This is a genomic window from Mesorhizobium sp. M1050 (genome assembly GCF_040318715.1).
In the GTDB taxonomy this organism is placed as follows: domain Bacteria; phylum Pseudomonadota; class Alphaproteobacteria; order Rhizobiales; family Rhizobiaceae; genus Mesorhizobium.
Genome location: NZ_JAMYMV010000127.1, coordinates 1 through 8,204, shown reverse-complemented (window position 1 = coordinate 8,204; position 8,204 = coordinate 1). Strand labels below are relative to the sequence as shown.

Sequence of the window (8,204 nt, the reverse complement as noted above, 5' to 3'; positions counted from 1 at the left end):
CGGCGAATGTGCAGTCGATACACGCATTGCGGGCAACTACCTAGGGATAGTCGTCACGGCGCGTCCACACCACGGGGGGAGTCGGTGGCCCGCCACCCCGTGATAGCCGCCACAGAGGATGCACTCGATGACCGCCGGTCCGAAAACTACACGTTGGCAGGCCGCGAGCAGCTGCATGTAGCCTGTAGAGGCTGACCGACTAGGTACCGTCAGGCGCGGGTTTGTCGCTAGCTCGCAACCTGCTTCATCTTAAGTAGTTGCTGCGCGGCGGCCGCGTTGTCGCCGCCAGCCGCCACATGCACGGTGGGAACGGCGAGCTTTATGCCGTTCTCGTCGAATGCCTTCTTGATCATCATGAACGCTCGCCGCTTGATGCCGAACTGAGTTCCCGGCTTGGTCATCAGCTTCATCCTGAGGTCGATCCCGGAGTCGCCAAAGCTGTCGATAGCGGGAAAAACGCCGTCGCTTTCGAGTGTCAGCAGATGTGGTAAGGTTGATTGTCGGCGAGTAGCAGAGGTCCAGCAACAATGAGACGAACCAGAGTTTACGGCGCATCCGGCTTGGTTCTAGCGGTTTGCACTGTATTTGCTTGGCAGAACGCCACTGCCGCTCAAAATTGCGACGCAGCCGCGACGCCTGGCGTCAATTGGCAGGACTGTGACAAAAAGCTTCTCATCCTAAAAGGACAGGACCTGAGCGGGGCGAACCTGTTCGGTGTTGATTTCACTTCGACCGACCTCAGGAACAGCAATCTCCGTGCGGCAAATTTTGAGAAGGCAACGCTTGTGCGTGCTTCCCTGGCCGACTCGACCGCCAAAGGCGCCCGGTTCGACAAAATCGAGGCTTACAGGACCGACTTCAGCCGAATGGACGCGCAGGGCGCTGTGTTTGCGAGCGCGGAAGTGCAGCGCTCGAATTTCCAGGACGCCAATCTGACCAATGTTGATTTCACAAAGGCGGAATTGGGGCGAGCGCAGTTCCATGAAGCCGATATCAGCGGCAGCCGCTTTTCGTTTGCCAATCTCGCGCGGGCGGACTTCCGAGGAGCGACGTTCACCGCGCCGATAGACTTTGACCGCGCTTTTTTCTTTCTGACCCGTATCGAGGGCCTCGATCTTTCCAATTCGGCGGGTCTGTCCCAGTGGCAGCTCAACATGGCTTGCGGAGACGCCCGGACCGAGTTGCCTTCTGGCTTGACGAGGCCTGAAGATTGGCCCTGTCAATTCCAGCAAGAATAGTTGTCGGCAAGCCGCCTATCACCGCAAGGACGCCGAGGAAGACGAAGACAGCGAGCCGCAACCCAGGCGCTTCATCATCGGAAGAGGTTAGGCACTAATTTAGGCACCGAATAAGGCGCTACTGAAAAGCGCTTTAAAAACAAATTGACAGGAAGGAAATTGGTGGGACAAGTGGAGCATAACAGCGAACTCTGAAAATGACTGGAAAATCAATGTCTTAATGTGTTTTCTTGGCACTGTTAGCGTTGTCAAAGAACGTACAAAGAAGATCATATCGCTCTACGAGAGCGGCCTGGGGCAGGGCCGGATTGCCAGGCTGATTGGAATAGGAGCAACTTCCGTCCATCGCGTTTTGGTCGCATCGGGCATCGAAAGACGCCCGACAGGTGGCCAGAAGAAACGACATTCATAGCGCTTCTACAGGAACGGTGCCTAGTTTGGGCAACCGAATTCAAAAGCGGCTCGAACCGAATGAGTCCTTTCCGCTGCCGCGCGGTGGATCGATTGCTTGTCTGCCGTCGCTAACCGGAGAAGCTGTTCCCACCTACGACAGCTTGATCGACGGTGGGGCCTATTGCTGCGCCTGGATCGGCTTGCGACAGATGACGCGACAGCAGCATCATTTGATCGGTGTGTAGATCTCGCCAGTTTTGGCCACACAACCAATCAGGCTGCCCTGCCGACCTGTTTTTCGGTATCCATTTTTTGCATCATCTTGGGTGGAGGACAACATCGAGGAGACGCTGAGCTTCTATCGGCTGCCGCTTGCCCATCATAAGCACATGAAATCGACCAACATGCTGGAGCGGCTGAACCAGGAGATCAAACGGCGCACCCTGGTCGTGCGCATCTTCCCCAACCCGCAGAGTTGCCTGCGGCTGGTTCGGGCGCTGGCGGTGGAGATCCACGAGAACTGGCTCGAGGCGACCCGCTATCTCAACATGGATCATCTGCGCGAGCACAAGAAGGAGAGCCTGAGGGCCTTGGCCGCCTGAGCACCGTCATGTGTCCGCCGCTCCGCGAAACACGGGAGCTGCGCGGCGGACACCGACGTCACAGCTACCGCCACGCCATTTTTGCAGAACTTGACGCACACAACTCTAGGGGTTCGCGGATCAGTCCGCGGTCGTCCCGTTGTCTTCGTTTGCGACGAGTGGTGGTTTTCGAGCTCGTGACGCGCGATCCCGACTTGCCATCACGTTGCCGACGATAGCAAAAGAGCGCCCTCAAACGGGCGCCGGCATTCTATCCCTTGTAACACCCACGCGTTGGCGACAGACCTTCGGGCGGTCGTGGACGCACTTCTCTACATCTCTACATCGGCTGACCGGCTGCCAGTGGCGGGCATTGCCGGACCGTTCCCGCCCGAGAAAAACTGTCGCAGGCTCTGGCCAATCTCGGCACATGGACCATCGAAATCATCAAGCGCTCCGACACGGCCAAGGGCTTTGAGGTGCCCGCCGCGACGACGGGTCGTCGAGCAAACTTTCGCCTGGCTGGGACGTTGTCGCCGGCAAGCCAAAGATTTCGAGGCGACCATCGCCAGCGCCGAGCGTGGTCTTCTCCGCCGCCATCGCGCCAACTTCGGTGCTTGATCGGCATTACAGCCAAAGGACATTGTTAGAGCGAAAAGCTGACATTTGCGTAGCAGGACGACAAAATGCCAGCATTTATCAAATTATCTCGTTAGCGCCAGCCTTGGCCTTAAATAATCCGAAGCGAAATTCCATCGCCGCGAAAACCAGCCCCCGTAGAGCGATTAGCATTTGCCTTCCAATCCGCATTTCTCATTTCTCCAAAGGTTGCACCACGAAGCCCTTTCACCATGCATCTGTTGTTCCGCCCAGCATCGCCATCAGCCATGCGGGCGGCGGCGCATCGCCGACGATTCGGCCGTAACCATGCCGGCCATCTCGGGCGTGTCGAGCGCCGGGTTATGGGCGCGGTGGAGGCGTGCCGGACCGCGGCCCTGGGCGGTCACGCCGAACACTGCGCCGACTGCGGTCTCGTGCGGCAAGCCTATAACTCCTGCCGCAACCGTCACTGCCCCAAGTGCCAGGGCCTAGCCCGCGCCCAGTGGCTGGCCGAGCGGCAGGCTGAGCTGCTGCCGGTCCCATACTTCAGCCAGCCTGGCCGACCCTGCCACTTTCTGCGCCCAACTGACTGGACTGAAGCGCATCGAATGGGTCGTCTACGCCAAGCCCCCGTTCGGCGGTCCCGAACAGGTCCTCGCCTATCTGGGCCGCTACACCCATCGCGTCGCCATCGCCAACAGCCGCCTCGTGAGCCTGGACCAGGGAAAGGTCAGCTTCCGCTGGAAGGACTATCGCCACCACGACAAGTCCAAACACGCTCATGACCTTAAGCGCCGACGAGTTCATCCGGCGCTTCCTGCTGCACGCTCTTCCAGACGGATTCCATCGCATCCGCCATTACGGCCTCCTCGCCAACGGCCACCGCGTCGCCAAGCTCGCCCAGTGCCGTCTTCTTCTGGCGGCGCCCACGCCGCTGACGCCGGACCCGACCGCCGACTATCGCCAGCGTTACCGCTGTCTCACAGGGCGCTCCCTGAACATCTGTCCGGGCTGCGGCGGCGCCATGGCCTCGCTCGGCCCGATCCCGCGCAAGGCCCCGACCTGGCCAGACACCTCATGACACGCTGCGCACCGACACGCTCGCACCGTCCATCCCGGCGTCTGCTACAGTCGCCGAAGGGCCTTTGCGCGCCGCTAGTCAAAGTCGCAGCCTGGCTGTCGCCAGCAACGCCACACCTCAGCGTCAACGCCCCAATGGCGCCGTCTCGCGCGTCGCAGATGGTCCTGCATCTCGACGACGGGCGACCGCCAAGAGCGATCGGCGAGCCCGCTCCGGCGCCTCGGACACATGTCGAGCCCTAAATCCCCATAGCCCCGCCCGCCATCCCGCGGTTCAGTTCAATCAGGCTTCAATGTAGTCGCGACCCGTGCGAGCCCGTACCATCGCGCCCGCGACCACACAGAACCCTCCAGAATCTCAACAGGCCTTAGGCCGTTTTTTCATTGCCTTGGATCCCCACCCGGCGGCAAGAGCCATTCTCGCGCAACGGGAGGTTCAATAGGGACCTTGATTCCTGCACGCCTTACTATGGGTGGATAGCGGTGACGAACGGTTGCACCCCCTAAGAACAGGACTGAAACCGCCTTTGGCACACACCGCTGGTTCCAGCCAATCAGGCGTGCGAATGAAACAGATCAAGCCCTGAACCGCGCTTGGGCTTTGAACTACCCGTAACGGCCCTCAAGCGCGCTTGCGATTCGCTCGCACAGCAGCTCGCCCGTGCTGATCTCCAGGTGGAGACGAAGTCGCGTTCCTTCCGCATCAATCATTGTGATTACGACGCCATGATCGCTGTAACCGGCCAAATCAAGAACGTCGCGAAGAATGAAGTCTTGGGTTTCATCGGCCCAATAGGGATTCTTCATCATTCCTCTCCTTGGCTGGCAGACAGCGATATAGGCATTCGAAGGGTGGCGGCTTTCCTACAATCATCGTACTTTTAAGTGGCTATGCTCTGGCTCGGCCTTGGCTCTGCGCTAATGGTGATGTTGCTAGCTGCGCCGGCATTTACCGTGACATTGCGGCCTCATCGCGTACCCGGCCATCTCGCCTGTGGGCTCCACCTTGTTTGCGGACTTCGTCTGCTTTGGCGCCGAAAGGGAAAGGCCGTGGAACTTTCGGCTGACTCCGCCCAGCACCGGGCTGATCAGAAATGACATGGACGCAATAGCCGAATTGCGATCCCAGTCATCGTGCATCTTCAGAACGGCGACGGTGATCGTCATTTCATCATCGGCGTCGATAATTTCCCGAGCCATTCCAGCCATTCCATAAGTCTGGTGCGGGCATTGGGTTCGTCAAGTGGTGGCTAATGTAGGTGCAAATACGCTTGCGCGGATAACCCCAAGATATCAAATTCGAATAGCCCTGCGTCCTTGAGGATGTGGACTGCAGGAGGTATCGCGGCCATGTGCGCTAAACCACGCGATATGTGAAAATCGCCAAGCTTCCACAGCAGCCAAACGGCCTAACACGCCGACGTCACAGCTACCGCCACGCCATTTTTGCAGAACTTGACGCACACAACTTATGGACGTCCCTCTGGCAAGGTCGAGGGCCGCTTTTTGCACCAGCGCTTGGGCCCGAATAATCTTAGTCGAATTGGTAACGTCATATTCAGTGCCGGTGTTTAAAAAGACGATATGATGCCGCGCACCAATCGTATTCTGGGCAAATCAGTAATCGTGACGATAATTGCAGTCGTGGCGACCGTCGGTCTGTCGTTCACGGCCAGCTTGCGTTGCAGATGCCGATCGACTGGCTGAGTTGGGTGGAATGTACCTTCATTCCCATCCTGATCGGAATGCCGGTCAGTGCCTACATTTTCGCCCAGTCGGAAACGATCCAGGATACCTGCGACAAGCTGGAGAAGTCACACACAGCCCTCAGAGAGGCGCACGAGAGGCTCACCTTCGTAACCAGCCACGACCCGATGACGGGGCTCCTTAGCCGCGGTGAATTCATGGCAAGGATGGACAGGAGGCGCGATGAAGGAGAATGCGACACGGTTCTCTTGATCGATCCGGATCATTTCTCCTCAATCAACGACAAACATGGACACTTCAAGGGTGACGAGACTTTGGTGCAGATGGCAAAGGCCCTCGTCTATGCGACACGCCCAGGTGACTCAATTGGCCGTCTTGGCGGGGAAGAGTTCGGGATCTTGCTGCGAGAGGCGCGCAAAGAGCAGGGAATGACGATTGCGGAGAACATCCGTCGGAATATCGAGGGGATTCCCTGGGTCCGGGGGCAACAGGACGTCGTAAAGGTGACCGTCAGCATCGGGGGTGCAGAAATCTCTCGCAATGCAGATACTCAGAACGTCCTCCGCATTGCCGGACGGTGCCTTTTTGAAGCGAAACAACGTGGGCGGAACCGCGTGTCGTTCGAATATGAGCCAACCAGGTTGCAAGACGCAGAAGAGCGAAAGACACGCCGCAGATTCGAATGAACCCCTGCCGATGAGCCGCGCTAGCAGACGCCAAAAAATGATGGCAGTCGAGTTGGCATGGCTGGTGCATAGCTGGTGCATGTCACCAGGCGGCTCAGGCGATTCCCTTCGCCTTCCGGTCTCTCAAGTCATCGGCCTCTGTTGGCTTCAGCCTCACGACTAGCACACCGTCAAGAGTAGCCGGCTGTCCGGTGAAGACGTCAGTGATCGACTAGAGACCACTATGTGCACTATGTGCTCGCTGCATGTCGTAGCGCTTAGTCATCGATTCAATATACGTCGAATGTGGCCGGTGGGACCAGGCGCTGGTTCCCTATAACTCCTGAGCGCTATGAGTAGGCAAGCGGGACGTTCCGACGCTTTGGCGAATGGACGCTGCTGTTTGCCTGGATGCCGGTTGTTGGAGATGCCTTCACCATTGCGGCAGGCGCGGCACGCGTGGATCTCTGGGTGTTCGTTGCTCTTGTCGCAATGGGCAAGGCCGCACGCTATGCGGCGGTCGTTGCGGGAGGACTGTGGGCGATCACGTGAGTTGCCGTCCTCATCGGTACCGCAAGCAGCGCTTTCTATACGCGCGAGGCACGGCAGATCACGATATTCTTTCGATCCCATGCATCGAGCTCCTCAAGGCGATATAGCACTGCCTTGCCGATCTTGATGTAGGTCGGCCCGATTTTCATCGCGCGCCAATTGCGGAGTGTTCCGACGGAAACACCCCGCGATAGCGCCCTGAGACTTCTTCGTCCGTGAGAAATTTTCTTTTTTACATTAGATGCCTCAACATGCATCGTCGACCGGTTCGGTTCGACGACCGTCAGTTGTTGCGAGCGGAGCCGACCGGAGTGCCGTGGCGTTACTTCAGGCACGCACCGCAACTGTCGAACACGCTCTTGTACGGACACAGTGAGGCGCGTTTTTCGATGAAGGGAAGAGGCTGAATACGATGATCGTAGCCTCGGATAGCTTCGGATAGAAATCGGATGGTTGCTGTAGCCACCCAGCAAAAATAGTCCGAGCCGCGTCAAACCAATTGATATGCCGAAAGTCGCTGCTGTCGATCTTGGATGTCGCCTTCACCTCGATCAATGCCACCAAGCGGCCCGGCGCTTCCGCAAGGGTATGCTTTGGACACATGACACATGCAGCGACAAGGCCGGCCTGGATAAGCCTCCCCATCGATATTCAGCCTCATGGATCACGCTTTGAATTCACGCCCTCAAGCAAGGCGAGCAGGCCTGTCAGAATTTCGATTGGCGCTGGCGGGCACCCCGGAATGTGCAGGTCGACAGGCAGAGCCTCCGACACGCCGCGCATCACGGCATAGCTGCCAGCGAAACAGCCGCCGTTGCTGGCACAATGTCCGAGTGCGAGGCGACCACCCATTGGGGATTGGGAGTTGCGTCGTAGGTTCGCTTCAGTGCCTCTCGCATATTCTTGGTCACGGGCCCGGTGACGAGCAGTACATCGGCATGGCGCGGCGATGCGACGAACCGGATTCCATGACCGCCGCGGGTGTTCCATCCTGTCGGGCAGGAATTGGAAACCATCCGGTTCCGGCGGCTGGTCGAAATCAAAGCGCGTGATCTGGAAAGATTAGTAAGCCATGTAGTGTTGGCGCGTCAAAAGGAAATCCGGTAGTGCGCCGAGCGGCTGTGGAGCCGGCCCGCTCCCCCACCTATTTGAGGAAGAGCACCGACAGATTGTGAAACTCTTCAAAATGGCCAGGAAAATTGCGCGCCAGATACCGCACCACCTTGGAATTATCCATCAGCCGTTCAAAATAGCGGCTGGCTGCGACAAGCTCCCCACTTGGCCACGCTGTTCCACGGCGCTTAGAGACTGTTTTGAAAATCGGCTTGCCGGGGGGTTTCGTCTGAGGCTGGGTTATGATTCAAGCTTTAGATGTGGACAAAGCAGAG

6 protein-coding genes and 6 pseudogenes are annotated in these 8,204 nt (G+C 58.2%); 6 read left to right on the top strand and 6 right to left on the bottom strand.

Annotation, left to right across the window (positions count from 1 at the left end; all coding sequences use genetic code 11):
* Nucleotides 1-227 precede the first annotated feature (227 nt).
* Nucleotides 228-446: pseudogene (locus NKH57_RS32735) on the bottom strand (mechanosensitive ion channel family protein); the annotation flags it as partial.
* Between the two features lie 81 nt (nucleotides 447-527).
* On the opposite strand from NKH57_RS32735, the gene NKH57_RS32730 reads away from it, so the two are divergent.
* The 4 genes and pseudogenes from NKH57_RS32730 to NKH57_RS32715 all read left to right on the top strand — a co-directional run bounded on the left by NKH57_RS32730 (nucleotide 528) and on the right by NKH57_RS32715 (nucleotide 3,893).
* Entirely contained in the window at nucleotides 528-1,238 is a 711-nt protein-coding gene (locus tag NKH57_RS32730; RefSeq protein ID WP_023762587.1) for a pentapeptide repeat-containing protein, read from the top strand.
* 692 nt (nucleotides 1,239-1,930) lie between these two features.
* A pseudogene (locus NKH57_RS32725) lies at nucleotides 1,931-2,233 on the top strand (transposase); the annotation flags it as partial.
* Between the two features lie 338 nt (nucleotides 2,234-2,571).
* Nucleotides 2,572-2,833 (top strand): annotated as a pseudogene (locus NKH57_RS32720) (transposase); the annotation flags it as partial.
* Between the two features lie 266 nt (nucleotides 2,834-3,099).
* Nucleotides 3,100-3,893: pseudogene (locus NKH57_RS32715) on the top strand (IS91 family transposase).
* A gap of 605 nt (nucleotides 3,894-4,498) precedes the next feature.
* Here NKH57_RS32715 and NKH57_RS32710 read toward each other — a convergent pair.
* Nucleotides 4,499-4,699: a hypothetical protein gene (locus NKH57_RS32710; protein ID WP_031261225.1), complete on the bottom strand. Its 201-nt coding sequence runs from the start codon at nucleotides 4,697-4,699 to the stop codon at nucleotides 4,499-4,501.
* A 126-nt stretch (nucleotides 4,700-4,825) separates the two neighbouring features.
* Entirely contained in the window at nucleotides 4,826-5,092 is a 267-nt protein-coding gene (locus tag NKH57_RS32705; protein ID WP_352837835.1) for a hypothetical protein, read from the bottom strand.
* 488 nt (nucleotides 5,093-5,580) lie between these two features.
* Here NKH57_RS32705 and NKH57_RS32700 point away from each other — a divergent pair, with 488 nt between their 5' ends.
* Complete coding sequence (locus NKH57_RS32700; RefSeq protein ID WP_352950466.1) at nucleotides 5,581-6,285, top strand: GGDEF domain-containing protein; 705 nt, start codon at nucleotides 5,581-5,583, stop codon at nucleotides 6,283-6,285.
* 390 nt (nucleotides 6,286-6,675) lie between these two features.
* On the top strand, nucleotides 6,676-6,816 hold the full coding sequence (locus tag NKH57_RS32695; RefSeq protein ID WP_023762542.1) for a YqaA family protein: 141 nt from the start codon (nucleotides 6,676-6,678) through the stop codon (nucleotides 6,814-6,816).
* A gap of 35 nt (nucleotides 6,817-6,851) precedes the next feature.
* On the opposite strand, the pseudogene NKH57_RS32690 reads toward NKH57_RS32695, so the two are convergent.
* From NKH57_RS32690 to NKH57_RS32680, 3 genes and pseudogenes are all read right to left on the bottom strand, one after another.
* Nucleotides 6,852-7,042: pseudogene (locus NKH57_RS32690) on the bottom strand (helix-turn-helix domain-containing protein); the annotation flags it as partial.
* 431 nt (nucleotides 7,043-7,473) lie between these two features.
* A pseudogene (locus tag NKH57_RS32685) lies at nucleotides 7,474-7,784 on the bottom strand (NADH-quinone oxidoreductase subunit B family protein); the annotation flags it as partial.
* Nucleotides 7,785-7,960: 176 nt separating this feature from the next.
* A complete protein-coding gene (locus NKH57_RS32680; protein ID WP_352950463.1) occupies nucleotides 7,961-8,053 on the bottom strand; it encodes a hypothetical protein in 93 nt (30 codons plus the stop codon).
* Nucleotides 8,054-8,204 lie beyond the last annotated feature (151 nt).